The following is a 21,582-nucleotide window of genomic DNA, read 5'->3' on the forward strand; positions in this document are numbered from 1 at the left end:
CACTATGGCGGAATCACTCGGTATTGCAACCGTTCAAGCTGATATTGCCGCTATTCGCTGCTTTTGTATTCAAAGTTAATCCAGTTGCTAACTATGTTCGTTATCAAGCTTATCGTGCTTGTTCCATAGTCGCTGCGCTAAGCCCGAAGCTCGTTGGGTTAACCGCGAACTTGCTTGTTCAAATACACGTTGGCTACCAAGGCAGGTGAAGTGATGTTTGGCCCTCGTAATCGCAGTATAGATAAGCTCTTTCGACAACAATTGTTGCTGTGCCAAGCTGGGTTTAATGGGTAAGACTAATGAGACATGGCTAAATTCGCTGCCCTGACTCTTATGTACAGTCATGGCATAGCAGGTCTCATGGCTAGGCAATCGAGCGGGGAGTACCTTTAACAGACCCCCATCGGCTTGAATGAAGTGTGCCATTAAGCGTTTTGACTCACTCGCATCATCGGGCAATATGAGGCCTATATCACCATTAAATAGTCCTAGGTTGTAGTCATTACTTTGGATAATCACCGGTCTACCGGCGTAAAACTCCTGCTCTGGATTGATGAGGTTTTTGTCGGCAAGGCTGCGTGTGACACCTTGGTTAATACCGTCAACGCCATATTCTCCAGCGCGCATGGCACACAAGATCCGGTACTGGTTAAACTGCTCGATAATATCTGCAGCGCTAACACCCACAGTAGAAATTGTATTGAGGTAAGCACTGTATTGCGTAACCGATTGCTCAAGAAGCGCCTCTAAGCCTTGATTTGGCGTATTGTTGGCACTGCTCTGCATGCTGTGCTCAATCCACAGTAACTCTTGATAACCTGTCTGCCACACTCGAGCAATACCTGGTAAGTTTGCCTGATTTACCGCGGTGGCCAGTTGGCCAATCCCGGCATCTCCCTGAAACCGATGACTGTGCATCAGCATACAAAGACTATCACCAACTTGTGGGTTATCACTGACAAAATTGGTTAACGGATAACCAGTAAGTTCAGTTAGCAGCTGCGCTTGTGCTGCTGAATAGCGCATCTGCCAGCCATTTTCGCCATTGTCCAAACTGACTTTTAATCCACTGCAGATATCGGCAAGCACAGCGCCTGCTTCGACTGAGGCTAATTGATCCTGATCGCCTAACAAAATAATGCTGGCATTGGCGGGCAAAGCGGATAGCAATTTATGCATCATCGGCAGATCGACCATTGATGCTTCATCGATAATCAATAGATCGAGCCTTAAAGGGTTGTCTTTATGGTGTCTAAACTGATGCGAGTTTGGAATGACGCCGAGTAACCTGTGCAAGGTCGCAGCATCTTCAGGTATGCGTCCCATACTTAGCGCTATGTCTTCAGCAGGCAGGTATTGTAATTCATTGGCGAGTCGTTGTTTCGATGCTTTAATCGACTCACTTAAACGAGCAGCGGCTTTACCTGTTGGCGCAACAAGGCGAATGGTGAGCTCCGTCTGTGAGGTTAACAAGTATAATAACTTAGTGACTGTGGTGGTTTTACCTGTACCGGGTCCGCCTGTGATAACGGCAAGCTTTTTGGTTAATGCGGTTGCGGTGGATATTTTCTGCCAATCGTATTGCTGTTCACTTGCAGGAAATAAACTCTCTAGTAACGTTTTAGCATGAGTTAGCTGTGCGTTATCTTTTAAGCTATTTTGTGCTGGAGCATGTGACAGTCGTGTTAAGTGCTGGGCAACTTCGCATTCAAAGTGGTAATAGCGCTGTAAATACAAGTTACCTTGATCCAAAATTAACGGCTTTAACTCATCATCATCGGAAGTGCCAATAGCATCGAAGCGTAATAACTCAGAGCCTAAATCAGTTAGGCTTAAGTTAATCTGACATTGGCTATTCTTTTCTTTTACTGGATTATCTAAATTAATCTGGCTCAGCGGCAAACAGGTATGTTGGCTCGAGAGGTTTTGACTCAATAGCGCACATATGAGTACAAAAAGGGGGGAATGCTCTTGATGTAGCTGTGCTATCTGTAACGCAAAATGCCTATCAAGAGAGGTCAGTAACCGGTCGCTTTGCCACTCTTTTAATAAGGTCTCAATCGGATGGGTTGAGGTTATCATGAGTAAGCCTCCACTGTGTGTTGTTGATTGTTATGAGTACCAAACAACAGATCAAGCTTTTCAATCAGATCCTTAGGTGGCTTATCGTAGAACACACCCGATTGAGGCTCACTCACAGACATCCCTCGTAAGAAAAGGTAAAAACAACCACCGATATGCTGGTCGTAATCGTAATTGGACATTCTAAGCCCCAAGTAACGGTGCAGGGCTAAGGTATAGATAATGTATTGCAGATCATAACGGTGACTGCGAATAGCACTTTTCATGTTGCTGTAGTGGTAAACATTGAGGCTATCACCCAAATGGTTAGATTTATAATCGGCAATAAAATATTGCTGGTTATGCTCAAAGGTTAAATCGATAAAGCCCTTGAGCATGCCTTGCAGGTCATCGAATACTAAGCCGCCACTGTAGCCAAAGTCGCTTAGTAATTGATTCAATTTACAGGCGTTTAGCTGAGTGATCGGCAGGTAAAACTCCATTTCAACTAATTTTTGCTGATCGGTTAGTTGCGCAAGAGACAATGAGTTATCGGTGGCTAGTGGCGCATGGAGCAGGTCCATATACCAGTCCTTCAACACTCCTGTCCATTCCTCTTCAATGCCATATTTACTCATGGCATGGGGTAATTGTTCGTCTAAGTCTGGACTGGCGTTAGTGAAATCAATTAGTTCTAGCACTAGGTGCATAAAACTACCGGCATTAGCCCCGCGCTCAAAGGTGAAACGTGAGGCTTGTGGATCAATCTCATCAACGATGATATCGACCTCTGGGAACTGCTCATCATCGGCACCAGGAAGCACCTTTTCATGGGCAAGATGCTTAACCAGTCCAGAATAACTTCCGACTCGCCAAGGTGTTTGAGCTGGACGTTTAAGCGGCTTGGGGGCAAGTACCACTCGTTCGTCAGTGTTGCTTGGAAGCTGTAAATAGTCAATCGACAAAGCCGTTGAGCCTGCAGGTGCAAGCTCTGTTAGGCTAATGGCGTTGAGATCGCTTTGCGCCAGCAGCAAAGCCTTGCTTTGTAATTCGCTGTACTCGCATGTCTTTCCTTCGATACCAAGAAGGTAGCCAATGGCTGTCTCATTCAATTGACTCGTCATGCCTTTGCTTTTTGTTAAACGACTATGGTTGGCAATGTACAGGTAACACTTAAGCACGGGCCTGGTCAGCGCGACATACAGCAAACGTAAGTCTTCCGCTAATGTCTCGCGTTTTTGTCGCTCCCAACCTTCATCGGATTGTTCAATATCCCAAACCAATTTATTGTGCTCGTGATAGAGCATAGGCGCGGGACGTTTACTGCTTCCTCGGCTTAAACTCACAAATGGAATAAAACAGATCGGGTACTCGAGTCCCTTACTTTTATGGATGGTGACAATCTGCACTAGGTTTTGCTCACTGGCGAGCTTGAGTTGTGACTCTTCATTGGCTTGGTTACCAATGAGGGCTTGCTCAAACCAGTTGATCAAGGCGCTCATACCATCAAGTTCGGTGGCTTTTTGCTGCAGTAGTTCACCAAGGTGCCTAAAATCAGTTAAGCGGCGCTCCCCCTCACTATTGATAAGTAGCCGCTCAATCACTCTGGCTTGCCCTGCAAGATTAAGAAGAGCGGGCATTATGCCGCGTTTAAGCCACTGCTGTTGCAGCGCTGCAAACTGTTCCAGCTGCACTTGGCGCTTATCTTCATCTTGGTTAAAGGCATGGATCTCTTCTGCGCTATACCCCAGCAGTGAAGTTGCTAAGGCGCTTCGCAGTGCTCGCTCATCTTTTGGATCGGCCATGGCATATAATATCAGCAGCATTTCACGGGCTTCAATGGTGTCAAAAACGCTGTCACGACTTAAGAATACCGAGCCGACCTGTCGTTGTTCTAGTGCTTGCTTAATCACATTGGCTTCATGACGGTCGCGCACTAACACGGCAATGTCTTTCGCTTTTAGCGGTGTATCAGCAATGGTACACAAGCCTTGCTGCGCTTCGGTTAGTAAGCGGGTGATCTCATCGGCAACATCGCTTGCAAGTAACTGCCTGGCAGTCGTTTTGTTTAAGCCCTTTTCAGGATCTTCACTTAAAATTCTTAGTCTTAATGCGCTTTTGTCTGTTTTAGACTCTTGTAGTACTTTTTTATCTGCAAAGCTGGCGGCTTTAACCGGTTCAAACGGGATTGAACTGCTGATAAAAGGATCATCTCGATGCTCAAAAATACAGTTAACGGCATCGACCATCTGCTTGTTGGAGCGGTAGTTAGTATCAAGATTATAGTGCTTGGCTGTTTGCTCTCTGGCGTGAATATAGGTGTGGATATCGGCGCCACGAAACGCATAAATAGCCTGCTTAGGATCGCCAATCATCAGCAAACTTAACTCATCTTTTTCTTGCTGTTGCGTTGCTGATACTGGCTCTACCGCTGTTTGAGCCTCTGTTGCGACCACCGCTGCTGGCTGATAGATCTGACTGAAGATCTCAAACTGCAATGGGTCGGTATCTTGAAACTCATCAATAAGTGCCACCGGAAAACGTTTAGCAATTGAGGTTGCAAGAAATTGCTGCTGCGATGCGGTTAATGCCTTTGCCAATGTTAGCAGCAGGTCGTCTGGGGTTAGCAAATTACGTTCTGACTTTTGCTGGGCAAAGCGTTTAGCTATCCCTTCTCTGGCGCTATAGAGGAAGCTCGGTATAAGTTCAGCAATAAGGCTCGCTAACCGTTCAATATGAGCCAAAATAGGTGCTTGTTCAGCACTTGGGACCTCACCGCCTTTATTTAATTTAAGCCCATTAAGCGATAATGATTCGAGCACCTTCAACGGTGGTAAGCCAGTTCCAAAAGCCACCCAGTTATCAAGATCATCCAGCATTTTAGCCAACTTGGGATAACCATCGGCTTTTTTACCAAATCGCACGCCGCTCAGTGGCAAAGCATGCAGCAGCGCTTCTGTTTGCTCGCGCTCCCTTGGCCAAGTAAGTTTTAAGCGACTTAAACCTTGTACTAAGTTAGCCTCAACCTTCTCAAAGGCCGTAGGGCGAGGGTGGGCTATTGCGCTACTCGCACCTAGCAGCGGCCTGAGTTGACGAGATAGTTCATCAGGGTTAGCGAACTTCTTTTGGATTACAGCGGCTAGGCTTTCACCCAGCGGGTAACACTTTTCTCGCCAAAAATCGCGGACTGCATGGTGGAGGAATTCACTATCATCTAAGGTAAATTCTGACTCAAACAATAGTGAAGATTCAAATGCCATATCAGCCAAAATACGTTGGCAAAACCCATGAATTGTATAGATAGCGGCTTCATCTAATGACTTTAACGCTAAATCTAAGCGTTTACGTGCAATGGCTTTGTCAGCCTCTGGTGTCGCTTTGTATAGCTGGGTGATAAGCTCGTCATCAACGCTCAAACCGATAAAGCATCGATAGGCCAATTGAATTTTTTTGCGTATACGGTCTCTGAGTTCACCCGTTGCTGCATTGGTGAAGGTCACCACTAAAATTTGCTCACATGTCAGTGCCTGAGCAATACTGTGACCAAGCAGTAGCCGCACGTAGAGGCCCGCAATGGTATAGGTTTTACCGGTACCAGCACTGGCTTCAATCAATCTGCTGCCACCAAAGGGCAGTGTGAGAGTATCAAGAGGCTCAGTGATAATGCTCTCTGTGAAGGTACTGTCTGCGATAATATTGTCATTGAGAGTACTGTCATTGAGAGTACTGTCTGTTTGATGCTCGCTCATATTATCCCTCCTCACTTAGGTTGGTCTTTGTTGTCTTTGAGTTTGCATTAGCACTCTCTATCCCAGCTTCTACATAAGTGGTTAATTCACTTAACTTGCCCTTGTGGTAGAGGCTGAGCAGGGGCGACAATAAAGTCTCTGCAGTACTGGCAAAACGGCTTTCAGTAAAGTCATCTGGGAACTGATATAAACGCTGAAAGTGTGGTTCCATTCCCTCACCCAATTGACTTTGCTCATCTAACCATTGCGGTTGAGCTTCGCGTAACTTTTGAAGGTGATCACCTTCAGCTTCAACATAAGCCAGTGCGGTGCGTGGCATAAACATCAGTGGTTGCAGTTGCCCCTCTTTAAAGTAGCTTAACCACAAGCTTAATTGACTGCTCGCTTGCTCAGCGGTAACTGGGGCAAAAACATGGAAATGACCAATATCGAGCAAGTAGCTATTAATGGGTTGATTTAAGCGTGTGATGTCGGTTTTCCCGTTCATAGCACACAGACAAAGATGGCGTAAATACACCCTTATTAAATCGCGGCCATTGGCGGTGCCGGGTCGATAATTGACTAGGCCTTTGGCACTTAAATCATCTATTCGGCCTACCAGTTTGATGGGGTTAACGCTTGATTCTACGCCAGTTTGATCATCAGTATTGGCGCTAGGATTGCTTAGGTGTAAATCTATGCCAATGTCGATTGACTGACTCGATTCACCTTTTAGGTACAAGCTACGGCCGATAAGAGGCGTAATATCATGTAGATATTGGCCCAAAAGCAGATTATCAAAGGGTTTAAGTGGAATATTGCCTTGTGCTTTTAAGCGTTCAAGTAACACTTCATCTGGGGTTTCTGTTTGACTCTCAATGGCATGGTTAATTAACGTCGACTGTAACTTGTAGCGCTCTAATGCGTTTAAGCTAAAGGGCTCATCGTTATCATCGGCGCGGATCTCAATCGACAGATCTACTTTTAATGTTCGGTTGAAAAAATACTGCGCAGGGTTGCGGAAAAATCGTATCAGTGCCGATAGCTCTATCTCTTCAATGTCATCGGTAACGGGCTCGGTTGCACTCAATAAAGGATTGTGTAAATTGATAAAACCCTTAGCGCTGGTTTCCTTATTGCTATTGTTATCTTTGATGATAGGCACGGGGCACCACTGGGCGCTATAACTTTGTTGTATAGGTAGTGAGTCTAAGTTTTGCTTGCTCTGATATAGGCGCTCATCAAAAGGTTGCAGCGGTTGTTTGCAGATTAACTGTTGCTCGATGGCTTTCTCGATCTGCTCAACCAATTTAGCCGCGGCCTGATTGTCTTCATTAACAACCTTGTCGTCATTAAGAATATTATCGCCATCATGATCAGTGTCCCATCCCTCCCGTGATAATGCTTGGGGCAGATAGACTAATTGACAATACTCGACCAACTCTGAGACCAACATCGATGGGATCCGCTCAGAATCGTCGCGCTCACTATTACCTATGTAGCTGATATAAAGCTGCTCTCTTGCAGACAGTATGGCTTCTAAGAACAGGTATCTATCATCCAATCGACGGGAACGGTCTCCTTTGCGTGGCCCCATCTGGGCCACAAGATCAAATCCTACAGGATGCTGTACGCGGGGGTACACGCCATCATTCATCCCGAGTAAACAAACGACTTTAAAGGGGATGGAACGCATTGGCATAAGGGTACAAAAGTTAACACTACCGGCCAAGTAGCGTTGACCAACCCGTGATTCTGATAAGCGGCTGTTGAACCAATTAAGCAGTACCTCAATAGGAAGTGGCGTGCAGTGTCCCGATTCTGTTAACTCTTCTTTCAGTTTTACGATAGCATCACGGATCTCTTGTAGCTGTACCTGTTCGTCATCGTCAACAAGATAGAATTCCGTTAATAGCTGTTCTAGTTGCGCGATACGCTCACTTAAGCTGCAGCTGCTCGCTAAGGCTGCATGCACATCATCGAGGGCTTCAATAAAATCGAGCAGTTTGCCGAGGGCTTGGGCTGTTTGCCCTTCAATGCCGTTTACCGAGAGCGTTTGTTGATAAAGAGGCGCATCGTCAGCAAAGCTGTAGCCTAAAATTAGCCGCTTAATGCCAAGTGACCAGGCATTTTGCTCAAAAGCGGGTAGTTGATGTTCAGCTCGGCTGGTTTCATCTCGCCCCCAGCGCACACCAGCATGCTCTAACCAACGCTTAATAATGGTTAAATCATCGACATCAAGCTCAAAACGCCTCAATACGCTAGGGACTTCCAGTATGCTGAGAATATCAGTCAGCCCAAAACGACTTTGATTGATATTGAGTAGATGTAAAAAGCTGGCAATAAGTGGTGACTCTTGTACTGCACCACGATCTGCAATCGCGTAAGGAATATAGTGGCTGCCTTTCTTAGCACTGAACACCGCATCGATATAGGGCGCATACGCGGCAACATCGGGCATCATAATGACGATGTCTTTGGGGGCTAATGGTTTTCCATTGTGATCTTTTGAGTTAGATAACATCTCCAGCAGATGATCATGCAAGGTCTCAACTTCCCGCAGTGGGCTGTGACAACTGCGGATAGTGATAGACTGATCGTCTTGTTGTAACAGTCTTCTGCCGTCTAGATTAAGATATAACGTAGCATCTGGACCGAGTATTTGCCCTCGAGTGCTAAGCTGCAAAATATCATGTTGCACGCCATGTAGCATGCAGTCTGTGCCTGGATCTTGGTAGCAGTCTAGGTTAAATGCGGTATGTTCCTCTGGTAACTCCAGCATCAGATCTAATAGTTCGCGGCCCATCTTGCCGTTATTGGCAAGCAATGGATTACCGACTTCCAGCTTATCTTCCCACTCTAATTCTAACTTTTGTTTATTGGCGTATTGCAAAGCCATACGCGCTCTCAGCCTAGGGTCAACGATATCCCCCCAATAATGTTGGCAGGGGCTTAGACTCAGCATGATGACGTCAATACGTTTGGCTAAATAATGCAGTACATCCAATGTTTGTGGCGCCATGGAAGAGATCCCAAAAACAAACAAGCGCCTTGGCAGCTTATCCATTACGGTACTTGGGTCATCTAATGCGTCAAACAATGCTTGATGTAAATTGGCGCGGTGGTATTGGCTCTTATGTAATGTATTGGCATTAAATTCGATAAGTGCACGCCAGAGTATTGGCTGCCACGCTTGAGCATCACTCAATTTGTCACCGTTTGGGGGCAGGGTTGGCTCATTGGCCTCCCACGCTGCTATCCAATCGGGTCGATAAACGAGGTATTGGTCGAAGATATCAGCGATCTGGCCACAAAGTTGGTACAGCTTTAGTGGACTAGGTTCTGCACACTGAGCGGGATCATTATGGCTGTTAAGGTTTTCGTTACCATTATTGAGATAGTTAGCTAAAGGAGTAAAGTCATCTTGATCGATAAGCGACGGCAATAGCTCCATCAACTTCCAAGTCATAGCCGCTTTAGTAAAAGCATTCTCTTTTGGCACATCATCAAGCAAGGTATGGCAAAGCTGCCAGATAAAACTCGACGGAAGCGGAAATTCAAGGCCTGCAGCAATGTTGTTTTGTCGTGCTATTTCTAGTCGTAACCAGGTCGACATGCCAGGACTTTGAACCAATACATGTTCTGGCATCAGTAATGGACTGTCTGGCAGTGGCTGGGTTAACTCTGCAGCTAATAACTGCGACAGAGCTTCCATTTGGTTGGATTGGACTAGATATAGCATGGCGTTCCTTTGACAAAAATGCGCTTATTTAAGCGGATCCTTACTCGAATTTATCCATTCTATGTGTTTGTTTTATTAAGTGCCAATCTCTGTTTGATGATATTAATCTTTAGCCATCTTGATTGATTGATAAGTAACCTAGAAATGCGCTTAACAGCGGGTTTTGATAACGACTGATATTGAATAGCGACGTAATAGCGTGTGAGTTTATCAAAGCTCAGTGCAATGGTTGGAAAAGACTGTGCTACGCGCTGATTGTAATGTTCAGGCCCTTCATGGGGCAGCCTAGGCAATGCTCGCCTAGCGAGTAAATGACACACCGAAAGATAAGCGTGGACATGCTTGTCTTTAGGATGAGAAAACTGTAATAAACCTGCACTATAAGCGATAGCCAAGCCAATAATGGCAAGGGAGATTAGTATCAGCATGGCGAGTCTAGTTTGGGTGACTTCACCTAGGAGATCTTGCAATACATCTTGCTGCTTATCGGAATCAAATCCAAGCACCCAAACACTCCAGAGGTAATCGATACCGGCAAACTTAAGCCGCAATTGATTAAATAGTTCACTGGTTCTATGGCCAAAATACCCAAAAGGACTATCTAAGAGGTAACTTTCACTAGGATCAAAGAAGGCATCAAAACCTTGTTCAATTCTATCGGGGGCGATCATGGTCGTTGGGTCATATCGAGTCCACCCTTGATTGGGTAACCACACTTCTACCCAAGCATGTGCCATATACTGATAAATACTGTAGTAACCTGCAGCGGCGTTATACTCACCGCCCTGATACCCCGAGACTATTCTGGCGGGGATCCCAGTGGCTCTGGCCATGAATGCAAAAGCGCTGGCGTAATGTACGCAAAACCCGGCTTTGTTGTTAAATAGAAAATCGTCAATCTGTTCTCGGCCGACGGCAGGGGGCCGTAAGGTGTAATAATAGGGTTGCTCAGTAAAATAGTGCATCATAGCGTCAAGACGTTCCAGATCCTGAGGGTGCTTTTGTTTGAACTGCTCAGCAAGTGTAGTCGTTTTAGGGTTGCTATTCTTTGGTAGTATTACGTTAATTTCATGAGTCGCTGCAGGCAGTACTCGTTCCATTTTTTGAGTCGGATAAGATATCAGTTTATACATTTTTTGCTGTTCTATCGCTTGTCTAGCGTACAGTCTGTGATCTGCGAGCATGACAATATCCCGTTCAGGGCTGGTGGCGACATCTAGGCCAAATAGCCATTGCTGCGAGCTAGGTTCTGCGATAATAGAGTAGGTCAGAGAGGGCTGTTTGATGCTTGCTAGGTTCGCTTTAAACTCAAGTAAACGCAGGTTTTGTGAAGAGCGTTGTGATAGTGAAACAGAGCGTTCACTGGCTAATATTGAACTGCTCTGTGACCACTGCTGACCGTCGTAATCTTCCATTACGATAGCTCGCCAATATAAGTCTTTATTTTTGGGCTTATAACCATCGGTAAAGGTTGCCCTAAAAGCAAGCTCAGCTGAGCGAGTGAGCTCGGTAATGTTTGCGAAACTCACGGTATTTGAAAGGCCTGTCTTTGCACCGCCTTGAGAGGGCACCATCCATAATGGAGGCAAGCGAGGAATGACTATAAATAACAAAATGGCTAATGGTAAGCTCTGAAGGATGATTTTACTGGCTAACTTGGCAGTGAATTGAAATCGAGCTTCATCGTGATAAAGACTGACTAACACGCAGGTGTTAATCACTGTCACTAGCATTAAATGTAATGTTGACCACAAAGCTTGTTGCTGAATAAAGGTCAAAGCAATCAGGAAATAGCCCACAAGTACCACGATATGAACATCGCGGCGATTGCGCATCTCTATGTACTTGAGGGCGTAACCTAGTATGAGTAAATTAATGAGCGCAATTAGCGCTCCTATCTGGTTAACGACCATGGTTAAGGTTATCGCTGATGCAATGCCGAGCGATGTGACTAACCAGCGGGGAGGGCGAGCAACCTTGCCAATATAGATCCCCAAACGCCAGATAATGCAGATAATGCAAATAGCCAAAGACCAAAGTGTAATTTGTTGATACAAAGGGGTTATAATGGCGACATTGGTTATAAGCAGCCACATTAGGGTATGGCGAGATAAGCTAAATCCGCTGCTGGAGTGATTCTTTTTGAGTTTTTGCTTACTCATTGGGGTTTGCCTGATGCTTACATTTATATAGCGCTAGATGAGTTTGTACATTAACTCTATGCTGCTCACCCTGCGCTGGTTCAATAATCGTTGCACCTATGCTTAAACCGAATATTTGTTGATTTTGGCTCAGTTGTTGTGCCTGCCAAGAAAGGTAACTGAGGTTTAGCTCCAGATCGTGCGTGTCTGACTCGAGCATTAGCCACAAAGGTGCGCCTTGCGGTTGTTGAAACTCCTTGGTTAACATCCCTCGACCTTGCGCCCATTGTTTCCAAGCAATCTGTTTTAGCGGCTCCCCTCTGACGTACTGTTTAAGCCCTTTAAATTCATCAACACCTGCAACGAATTTACCCAATTCGGGGCTATTATTACTCGATTGCGGGTGACTCCTCAGTGGATGCTGATTCTTAATCGGTTTGGGGTAAATTACTTGAGTAATATCCAAGTCAACATGTGACCAAACCCGACATAGGCCCAAAGGGAAGCGCGATTCAACTTTAATTCTGCCGGGGGTTAGCGTACCGCGCTGAGTTCTGTCTACGCACAAATTAGACACAGAGGTGTCGTCAGTTACCTTTTTAACGACTTCACTCCCATGGCCGTGGAAATTAAGTTGGATCTCAAAAGCGTTATTTGCTGATGAAAGCAAGACTGGTATATAGCATGGTTGGCCAGCGAAGGTATTAGAGGGTGAAACAGTACTGCTTAGGGTGAGCCCTGCAAGGTTTCTATAGCTGTAAATAATGCAGGTATTGAATACACTTAATAGCAGGAAACTAAGGCCCATGACCAAATTGTTCTGATAATTTGTGCCAAAAACAAACAGTAGGCTGATGAGTAGTAACCAGCTGAATCCAAAGCCTGTCGGTAGGATGAAAATACTCTTATGGCTTAAAGTGACTCTATAGGCCGCAGGGATCCTTCGTGATAACCAGCGGCTAAAACGGTTTCGCAGACGCTGCTTTACACTAGTGTGTTTTAGCATAAATGGCTTTGATAAAGATAAACTGCACCGGCGTTAGAAAACAAAAATCGTAACGCATTACAGAATTGGATTGACCTTGTTCAATATAATGCTTGATATCACATCACCTTGTAAACGGTTCGCTTGAGTCATTCTATGTTCAGCAACCAGCGGGAATATGGTTTGAACATCCTCTGGCACCACGTAGTTTCGACCGTTAATCATCGCCCATGATTTAGCCGCTTTTAAGATTGCCTTGCTAGCTCGAGGTGATAATCCTGTGCCTTCATTTAATTCTCGGGAGACATTAACCAGTGCCAGAATATATTTTAATAATGAATCTGAGGCAGTAACAGTATCAACCTTTTGCTGTAGCTCACTTAACGTCATCGCATTTAAGCATTGTGGTAGTACGACGTTATCTAAGTCTTGTCCTTTGAGCATGGCCATCTCAGCATCTGGGCTAGGATAACCAATAGATAACCGCATCATAAATCGGTCGAGTTGTGATTCTGGTAGCGGAAATGTTCCTGACTGCTCGCTTGGGTTTTGAGTGGCAATCACAAAAAAAGGCGTTGGTAGCGGATAAGTTTCCCCATCAACGGTGATCTGTTTTTCAGCCATTGCTTCTAAAAGTGAACTTTGTGTCTTCGGACTGGCACGATTTATCTCATCGGCGAGGATCATCTGTTTAAAAATGGGACCAGGGTGAAACACAAACTTGGTTTGTTGTTTGTCAAAAATGCTCACCCCAAGAATATCGGCTGGCAGCATGTCACTGGTAAACTGAATACGCTGATAACTCAAGCTCATACTTTGTGCCATGGCGTGTGACAAGCTGGTTTTACCCATACCTGGTTGATCTTCAATTAGCAGGTGCCCTTTGGCAAAAATACAGGTTAGTGCAAGCATGATTTGATGCTTTTTACCCAGCAATACTTGCTCTAGCTGATTAACCAAAATCTTCACATTTTCATTGGGCATGGTTACCCCTTGATTGATGTTTTAATGAATCGCTTCTAAGACATATCTAGCAAATTTAATTCGATACGCAAGTCATAACTATGATGGAAAATTGAACCGCTTTCCACTTTGATACGGTCCGAGGTGTTGAAATTATTATTACTTTAAAGCGTTGTCACTATGTCAGCTGCTGTTGTTTGATATTGGCTCTAGCCGTCGGCTAACTTACCTGCGCTAACATTGGGCTGAGCAAGACGCGCTGCTTGGCATTTATAAATTGTGGCTTGAATAAAAAACCTTGGACTAAATCAACTCCGAGCTCCCGTGCAAAGATTAGTTGCTCTTCGGTTTCAACCCCTTCTAACACAGTCAATTTATTGGTTTTTTTTGCAAAACTTATAAGCGCGCTGATGAGATGATGATACTGAGGGTTTTTTGCTGTTTCTAACCAGTATTTATCAAATTTTAAGCAGCTAACTTGACTCATTAGATCGATTGAAAGCATGGAGTGGGGCGCTCCTACATCATCCAAACCAACGGGAATATCAATTTTTACCAACTGTTTGATAAAATTTGCAGCAAGATGTGCGTCATTGATACAGGTATTCTCAATAATCTCAACACAGACATTGTCTCTTTGCCGTAGCAAAGACAACATTTCAGTGCTATTAAATTCAATCGCGTGGGGATCAATGTTAACAAAGAGCACCCCATCGTTAGGTGCATGTTCTAACTGAAAATATTTAGCTGCCATTTCAACACTGTTGAGTAACTCGTGATGTGCGTGTAACTCTTCGAACACAATATTGGGGGCTATAGCTGTTCCGTCTGGGTAATAAAAACGAGAAAGTGCTTCATAGCCATAGATCCCTTTTGTGTGAGGATTCAATAGCGGTTGGAACTCAGCGCTCAAAAGTAGTCCTGACAGCTCAAACATAGTCATTTCCTATCATAGCTCTTTCGTGTGGAATGATAATGATTAACACTATCACATATTGAGTTAAACGAAATAGATATTACACTTAAGTGACTTATTTATAGGCATTTATGAATTATTTAAAAGATTAATTAAGAAATGGCTAATTATCGTTCTACTAGGATATCAATACTAAAGCACTAGCCTGTAAAACGAATATGAGTGCTCTTTCTCCATGGCTGAACCGCTGTGTTTGAAGCATAAAACTCGCCACTTGTACCTAATTGACTCAGCGCTCTTGGGCAGTTCATGATTAAATTTAGTAAGGGTATATTAGCTCATCTTTGGAAAGTAATTCCGGCGTTTTACCTTGCTTAACTTGATAGATAATTCGATAACTTAACACCGCTTGCACATACTCTCTTGTTTCAGTGAACGGCATAGACTCAATAAAACTCATTGCATCTAACTGTGCATCGCTCTTTTTAAGCCAGCTCTTTACCCTATGCGGACCTGCGTTATAGGATGCTGTCGCTAAAACTCTATTATGATCGAACTGTTTAAGTAAACTGGAATAGTAAGCACTGCCCAAGGCGATATTGAGTTTTTCATCGTAAAGGCTGCGTTTTCCTCGATAGTTAAGCTTGGCTTTTTTGGCGGTTTGTTTAGCCGTTGCTGGCATTAGCTGCATGTAGCCTCTAGCGCCCACTCCCGAGGTGGCATTGGGGTAATAAGCACTTTCACGCCTTGCAATGGCGCGTATTTCATCAATATCTACGCGATACTTTTTACTGGCACTGGTAAAAGAGGTTTGAGCGGCATAAGGAAAACGCATATCCATATCGTTCCATAATTTAGCCTGAATACTCGCTTGCACACCTAAGCTGTGCCATTTTTGTGTCATAGCATATACGGCGTACTCTTTTTGCATCGCTTTATCATATCGATTTAATAGCATTACCCATTCAGCGCGCGCATCTGACTGTTTATCTAATGCCAATAACTCAGCGACCCGAGCAAGCCCTTTATCTGTACCGATTTGGCGTTGACGTTCAGTAATGCTAGGCGTTGGTTTATGCTGGATCTGAAAGGGGACACTAATGGCATTTGCGGCTAAAAAGCCGTAAAAATTACGTTGTTGGCTAAGCGCTGTGAATAACGTTTTTGCTTGCTGCTGCTTTTGCTTATCGTCACTACTTTGTAAAATATTTGCCCGCCAATATGTCCAACGGGCAGTATTTTGTTTCTCATTACTGAGCAAAGGAAGGAAATGTTCAAATTGAGAGCGCTGGTTAGTTCGCAGCGCCCAGCGAAGTCGCATCTCAACTAAATCGTCACGATCAAGTAGCGGCAGCATAGTATCGACAAAGCTTTTTAACTCTTCAGTTTGGTAAATCAATGCTCTGCGAACGAGATAGCGGCTTAGTTGCCGTCCTTTGTACTCGCTAAAGCGGTCCGCCTTTTGGTATTTCGCAAATAATTTAACGGCTTGTTTCAGATCTTTTTTAGCTAACCGCCTAATGCCGATATCGACAATAGTACCATTTATCTTGGCTTTACTACTGTATCTTGAGGTATGACGCAGGCTACGCGGATCTTTGTATACAGTGACTAACCGTTCTGCAGCTTTTTTATTGGTGGTGATTTTTCTAGATAGATAGCTTAACAGACCATATTGACCCTGCTCAAAGCTTAATAGCATTCTAGACCAGATCATCTCTTGCGTTTGAAAGCCGGCTTTCTTCCACTCGCTAAACAGCGGGTCACACTCTTTGGGACGTGAACGACCATAGAGCCACAGTTCGCTTGCCCCTTTGTAAGCGAGCTGTTTATCACCTTTCTGTAGTTGAGCACGAAAGAAATAGCACTGTAATGAGACGTTGTTAGGTTTTAGGGGGCTTACGGCGAGAAAATCATTCCAACGCTTTTGTTGTCCGCTGCGGATTAGATAGCGGTAACGCGCAGTATTATACAAAGGGCTACCGTCAAACTGCAGAAAAGAGCCTGCGGCTTTGCTGCCAGGCTGTTTCAATATCGATTCGATATTGTTGTGAAAATCCAAATAAATGGCTAAAGGGTAATCATCTAATTGAGAACGTAATTTTTGGTATGTATTTAGTCTTTGTTTATCGAGTGCTTGTTTTGCATCGAGGTAAAGTTGCTGCTCAGGTGTTAATGCCGTTGCAGCAGCAATTGGGGAGAAGATGAACGTTATTACCGCTAGTAAAATGCCACGTAACTGCTTGTGCATCTCTTAAACCCTCTTTCAATGTCCCTATTGCCAGATATGTTGTTCTACTTACTGCGAGATGAGTTCATCTTCAGCTAAGCTTAGCGCTTTATCCAGCAACTGGGTATCGACTTTTTTACTGGTTTCGACTCCGAGTTGCTGCATCTGGTGAGCTTGGCGGATCACGTTGCCTTTGCCGGAGGCTAACTTGTTCATGGCGTTGCTATAATTTTTATCTACAGATTCAATAGCGCGGCCGATTTTTTCCATGTCTTCTAAGAAGCCACATAGTTTGTCGTATATTTTCCCCGCCTGCTTTGCTATTAACTGAGCATTTTGATTTTGATACTCATATCGCCAAATATTATTAATGGTTCTTAGTGCCACTAATAAATTTGTTGGGCTAACCAGCATGATGTTACTTTCAAGTGCGTAGTTAACTAGACTTGGATCATGTTCTAATGCCAGTAAAAATGCAGGTTCCAGAGGAATAAACATCAGTACGTAATCTAAGCTCGTTAAGCCATGAAGTTTTTGATAATCCTTGTGGCTTAAGCCCTTAATATGAGCCCTAACAGATACTATGTGCTCTTTAATTGCTTGAGCACGAACAGCATCGTCGTCACTGTTAAAATAGCGCTCATAGGCAATAAGTGACATTTTGGCGTCGATAACAACGTCTTTGTTTTCTGGTAGGTGGACAATGACATCTGGCTTGAAACGTTTGCCATCTTCATTTTTTAGGTCCGCTTGGGTGTCGTATTCGTGACCTTCACGTAATCCGCTTTCTTGTAATACTCGCTCTAAAATAACCTCGCCCCAGTTGCCCTGTTGCTTGTTATCTCCCTTTAACGCTCTAGTAAGGTTAATGGCGTCTTGGCTCATTTTGAGATTGAGTTCGGTCAAAGAGTCGAGTTGATGCTTTAACGCGCTGCGTTGACTTTGTTCATGAGAATAAGAGGTTTGTACTTGAACTCTAAACCCTTCTAGCTGTTGCTTAAAGGGGGCGAGTACGCTGTCGAGTTGTTGGTTATTCTGACTCTGTAGTTTCTCGCTTCTCGCTTCAAATATTTTGGTTGCTAGGTTTTCAAACTGAGCATTAAGCCTAATTTCGCTATCTTCTAGTAATTGAATCTTGTCGTTAAGTGCTTGCTGTTCAGCATCATAACGTGCAGTCATGGTTTGCTGCATAGCATTTGATTTAGACAACGCTAGTTGGGTTTCCATCTGTTTACGCTGATTGTCGCTTAACGCTAGTTCAAGCTCATCGGCTCTTTCTGCTTGTGCTTGTGCTTTTCCGAGTTGTTCTATGCGCAGTTCTAGTTTTTCTTGTAACTGATTTAATTGGTAATCTTTTTGATGAAGTGATTCTTTAAGTTCTAATATTTCGCCATTAAGATCAACTTTTGTTTGTTGAATGTCATCTGTAAGCTGTTGACGAACGTATTCCCACTTAGCGCGTGTTTTACGTTGGTTAAACAGGGCGCCGATTAAGATAGAAAGAAAGGCGATGGCGATTATGATGATAATTTCAGGTGTAGAAAAAGCGATATTTAAAGGCATGTGAGAAGGCTCTTAACATGGTTGATGAGACGGTAGAGTGGCATGCTGCTTTAAACACTGCAAGCTTAAGTACATTAACTATTAAGTAAGTGCTGCAGACGTAATCAGCTGTTAATAAAATGTAATTATATGAAGGTGGCGAAATCTTTTACACGATAGTGCGGTCTGAGTATTTAAGAGTTTTAAATTAACAAATATAGAGGATAGCGGCCAATGACTATAATCAAGAAAGCTGCATGGGATAAATTTAAAGATTGTGATGTAACACCTGAAGAGGTTTACCATGACAGAAGGCGTATTCTCAAGCAGCTGGGGTTTGTTGGTGCGGGCGCATTGCTCTCATCACATGCCAATGCTGGCGTGTTTGATCTGTTTTCAAGTGAGGAGGAGAAGGCTGCATTTGCACGAGTTGCCCTACCACATGCTAAACAGACTGAATACGATCACCTTCTTTACGGTGAACTAACACCTGAAAGTAAGGTGATATCACATAACAATTTTTATGAATTTGGCACCAGTAAGACAGATCCGGTAGAAAATGCTCAGGGTTTAACTGTTAACCCTTGGCAGTTAGTTATCGATGGCGAAGTCGATACCCCCTTAACATTGGATTACGACGATATTTTAAAAATGTTGCCATTGGAAGAGCGGATCTACAATTTCCGATGCGTTGAGGCATGGTCAATGGTTATTCCGTGGGTTGGCTTTTCATTGGCGAAGCTATTGAAAAAAGCCGGCGTCAAAAGCAGTGCAACTCATGTAGCGTTTGAAACGCTTTATGATCCCGAGCAAATGCCTGGACAGAAGAATCGTTACAGTGGTGGTGGGATAAACTATCCCTATGTTGAAGGGCTAACGTTAGCGGAGGCGATGACAGACTTGACCTTCATGTCTGTAGGGTTATATGGCAAAACATTGCCCCCCCAAAATGGCGCGCCAATTAGATTAGTTGTGCCATGGAAGTATGGATTCAAAAGCATCAAATCTATCGTTCGAATTCATGTTACCGACAAACAACCGAAATCGTCTTGGAATCTCTTAGCCCCTAGTGAGTACGGCTTTTATGCCAATGTAAATCCACAGGTGGATCATCCCCGGTGGTCACAAGCTTCAGAACGACGTATTGCTGAAGGAGGCCTGTTTTCAGCGAAAAGGATCCCAACACTGCCTTTTAATGGTTATGGTGATCTAGTCTCTGGATTATATGATGGCTTAAACTTACGAAAAAATTTCTAGTTGGGAGGTTTGATGAATAAAAATAAATTTAGATTAACCTCTCGTGCTTTGTTTTGGATTAAGGGGCTAATGCATTGTATTGGCTTGTTGCCTATTATCTATTTAGTGTTATTGGTACTAAATGATAAAGCTGGCGGCGACCCTGTACAGTATATTATCCACTATACGGGAACGGGTGCACTAAACGCATTGGTTGCCACTCTATTGATATCGCCGATTGCAAAAAAGTTTAAACAAGGATTGTTGTTGCAAACGAGGCGGCTAGTAGGTCTTTATGTATTCGCGTATGCAAGCTTACATATACTCGCTTTTTTCAGCCTCGACCTATTGTTTGCTTGGGGGCTCTTCTTTGAAGAAGTGGTAAAACGTCCTTATATTCTAGTGGGAGCTGCGGCTTATCTGTTGCTAACGGCACTTGCATTAACGTCGTTTAAAGCGGTGATGCGTAAAATGGGTAAGCGTTGGCAGAAATTGCATAATGCTATTTATCTCATCGCGCTACTTATTCCGGTACATTTTTATTGGTCTGTAAAATCTGAGATTATTGAACCAATACTGTATTTTTTAATTATGGGTTTATTACTGAGTGTAAGATTGAAACACTCTCGATGGTGGAAACAGTTGTCTATTAAAAATAGGCTAAGAGCAAGTCAGGTAAATTCAGAGTCATAAATCATTGGGTTTAAATAGGGTTAGGTATTTAAAAGTACCTAACTTTTATATGCGCATAGGTGGGGTGTAAGTCTGTTAAAATATTGACTAATATCTAATTTGCACTCGAGCTACGCCAAATTTAATTTCCAATATATTGTATTCGATGAGTACTTCTTGATGGAGAACCACAGCTATAGTAAAATTTTTTTGCATCGTAGTCTCGCTAGCGCCCATCCGTAGGCGTTTTACGAACATTGATGGTATAGGCTAATCCACTAATTTCTTAGATTCGACATCATTGTTACTGAATTTGTATAATTTAATATGTAATAAGTGCTTTAAAAGCATAGTGATATTTTATAAAGTTTCTTGTTGCTTCATTATTTTAATGACGTCATCGTAAGATATATTGAATTGACGAGAAAGGTTTATTATTTTTGTTTTATACGTTTGGATACTTTCTTGCTGGGCAAGCAATCTCTTTTCATTTTCGACAAGTTCTGTAACAGCTTCTTGTAAAATAAGTAAGCGTCTTAAATTAAAATCTAATGAATCAATACATTTTAACATTTGTTGCTTATTACGAGCTTGCTCAAGATCGCTGCTGGTTTTTTTATCATAACCGTATTGGTCTAAAGCAGCGATGGCGTTTTCTAAATCTAGATTTTCTTTCATAGGAGTCCGAAGTGAGGAAGATTTTCGTGCAAAAGTAGACATTGATTGAGATTATAGTTTGTAATCTATATCTGTAAAAGGAAAAACGTCTTTTTTAGTATAAAAAAATAACTATTTACTTGGGTTTAGCCAAATGACCTGTCAATCTAGCAAATATGATTTAATGCTTGTAAAGCAAGGAGCCGCTAATGCTTGACCTATTGCCCGATTTATTTGACTCATACGCAGAACATTTATCCTTACTCCCACCGATGTTCAAGTCGTTTGGTCAAAAAGACTGTTTTTGGGGCGAAGTTGTCACTGTTAAGTGTTTCAAGGATAACTCGTTAGTTAAAGAGGCGTTATCAAAAAATGGTACTGGTAAGGTGCTTGTTGTCGATGGGCAAGGGATGACCGACAGTGCGTTACTTGGCGACATGATCGCTAAAAATGCTGAAGAAAACGGTTGGCAAGGTATTGTGATTTTTGGCTGTGTGCGAGATGTTGCTGCACTTAAAACCATGGACATTGGCATACAAGCTATCGGAGTTAATCCAGTAAAGACCGTTAAAAAAGGTCTCGGAGAAGTTAATGTCGCAGTAGAGATTTACGGTGTCATTATTTCGCCTCACTCATTTTTGTATGCTGATCTTAACGGTATCGCAATATCTAACCAAGCTTTAGATCTATCCGTGCTAAATTAATAGTA

At 43.4% G+C, this 21,582-nt stretch carries 13 protein-coding genes; 3 read left to right on the top strand and 10 right to left on the bottom strand.

Annotation, left to right across the window (positions count from 1 at the left end; translation table 11 throughout):
- Nucleotides 1-87: 87 nt before the first annotated feature.
- The 9 genes from recD to rmuC form a co-directional block, all read right to left on the bottom strand.
- The gene (gene recD, locus JK628_RS10650; RefSeq protein ID WP_202289439.1) at nt 88-2,082 is read right to left on the bottom strand and encodes an exodeoxyribonuclease V subunit alpha; all 1,995 of its coding nucleotides are present in this window, start codon (nt 2,080-2,082) and stop codon (nt 88-90) included.
- The gene (recB, locus tag JK628_RS10655) at nt 2,079-5,810 is read right to left on the bottom strand and encodes an exodeoxyribonuclease V subunit beta (RefSeq protein ID WP_202289440.1); all 3,732 of its coding nucleotides are present in this window, start codon (nt 5,808-5,810) and stop codon (nt 2,079-2,081) included. The genes recD and recB overlap by 4 nt, the downstream gene beginning before the upstream one ends.
- Before the next feature lies 1 nt (nt 5,811).
- Nucleotides 5,812-9,531: an exodeoxyribonuclease V subunit gamma gene (recC, locus tag JK628_RS10660; protein ID WP_202289441.1), complete on the bottom strand. Its 3,720-nt coding sequence runs from the start codon at nt 9,529-9,531 to the stop codon at nt 5,812-5,814.
- A gap of 59 nt (nt 9,532-9,590) precedes the next feature.
- Nucleotides 9,591-11,693 carry a transglutaminase TgpA family protein gene (locus tag JK628_RS10665; RefSeq protein WP_202289442.1) on the bottom strand — a complete coding sequence of 701 codons (2,103 nt, stop codon included), beginning with the start codon at nt 11,691-11,693 and terminating at the stop codon, nt 9,591-9,593.
- Nucleotides 11,686-12,678 carry a DUF58 domain-containing protein gene (locus tag JK628_RS10670; protein ID WP_202289443.1) on the bottom strand — a complete coding sequence of 331 codons (993 nt, stop codon included), beginning with the start codon at nt 12,676-12,678 and terminating at the stop codon, nt 11,686-11,688. The genes JK628_RS10665 and JK628_RS10670 overlap by 8 nt, the downstream gene beginning before the upstream one ends.
- Nucleotides 12,679-12,735: 57 nt before the next feature.
- Nucleotides 12,736-13,641, bottom strand: a complete 906-nt coding sequence (locus tag JK628_RS10675) for an AAA family ATPase (protein ID WP_202289444.1) — start codon at nt 13,639-13,641, stop codon at nt 12,736-12,738.
- 199 nt (nt 13,642-13,840) lie between these two features.
- A complete protein-coding gene (locus JK628_RS10680) occupies nt 13,841-14,557 on the bottom strand; it encodes an EAL domain-containing protein (RefSeq protein WP_202289445.1) in 717 nt (238 codons plus the stop codon).
- Nucleotides 14,558-14,855: 298 nt separating this feature from the next.
- A complete protein-coding gene (locus JK628_RS10685) occupies nt 14,856-16,787 on the bottom strand; it encodes a transglycosylase SLT domain-containing protein (RefSeq protein WP_202289446.1) in 1,932 nt (643 codons plus the stop codon).
- 48 nt (nt 16,788-16,835) lie between these two features.
- A complete protein-coding gene (gene rmuC, locus JK628_RS10690; protein ID WP_202289447.1) occupies nt 16,836-18,329 on the bottom strand; it encodes a DNA recombination protein RmuC in 1,494 nt (497 codons plus the stop codon).
- Between the two features lie 213 nt (nt 18,330-18,542).
- On the opposite strand from rmuC, the gene msrP reads away from it, so the two are divergent.
- Complete coding sequence (gene msrP, locus JK628_RS10695; protein ID WP_202289448.1) at nt 18,543-19,565, top strand: protein-methionine-sulfoxide reductase catalytic subunit MsrP; 1,023 nt, start codon at nt 18,543-18,545, stop codon at nt 19,563-19,565.
- Between the two features lie 12 nt (nt 19,566-19,577).
- Entirely contained in the window at nt 19,578-20,237 is a 660-nt protein-coding gene (gene msrQ / locus JK628_RS10700; protein ID WP_202289449.1) for a protein-methionine-sulfoxide reductase heme-binding subunit MsrQ, read from the top strand.
- A 339-nt stretch (nt 20,238-20,576) separates the two neighbouring features.
- Here the strand turns inward: msrQ and JK628_RS10705 are convergent, their stop codons facing one another.
- Entirely contained in the window at nt 20,577-20,894 is a 318-nt protein-coding gene (locus JK628_RS10705) for a hypothetical protein (protein ID WP_202289450.1), read from the bottom strand.
- Between the two features lie 188 nt (nt 20,895-21,082).
- Here JK628_RS10705 and JK628_RS10710 point away from each other — a divergent pair, with 188 nt between their 5' ends.
- Nucleotides 21,083-21,577: a putative 4-hydroxy-4-methyl-2-oxoglutarate aldolase gene (locus JK628_RS10710; protein WP_202289451.1), complete on the top strand. Its 495-nt coding sequence runs from the start codon at nt 21,083-21,085 to the stop codon at nt 21,575-21,577.
- The last annotated feature ends 5 nt before the right edge of the window (nt 21,578-21,582 follow it).

The organism is Shewanella sp. KX20019, assembly GCF_016757755.1.
Classification (GTDB): Bacteria; Pseudomonadota; Gammaproteobacteria; order Enterobacterales; family Shewanellaceae; genus Shewanella.